Here is a 280-nt window from a genome sequence, read left to right on the forward strand (position 1 = left end):
ATGGGTGTGGATCGCTTCTTCGAAGGCCTGGCGCAGGATGTACTGGCGGCACTCCGGGTTGGTGATCAGGCGGTACACGGCCAGGACCAGGTTGTTCGCGACCAACGAATCCGCAGTGGAGAAGAAGCCGAGGTTGCGCATGACGATGCGGCGCTCGTCGTCGGTCAGGCCTTCGGGGTTTTTCCACAGGGCGATGTCGGCGGTCATGTTGACCTCTTGCGGCATCCAGTGGTTGGCGCAGCCGTCGAGGTATTTCTGCCAGGCCCAGTCGTACTTGAAA

Annotated in this window: 1 protein-coding gene; it reads right to left on the reverse strand. The window is 61.1% G+C overall.

The window, feature by feature from the left end; translation table 11 throughout:
* Window positions 1–280: ribonucleotide-diphosphate reductase subunit beta (locus V3W40_RS34605; protein WP_330216550.1), on the reverse strand; the 280-nt coding region annotated here is incomplete at both ends.

The sequence above is a fragment of the Pseudomonas sp. AM8 genome, assembly GCF_036346475.1.
Taxonomy (GTDB): Bacteria; Pseudomonadota; Gammaproteobacteria; order Pseudomonadales; family Pseudomonadaceae; genus Aquipseudomonas; species Aquipseudomonas marginalis.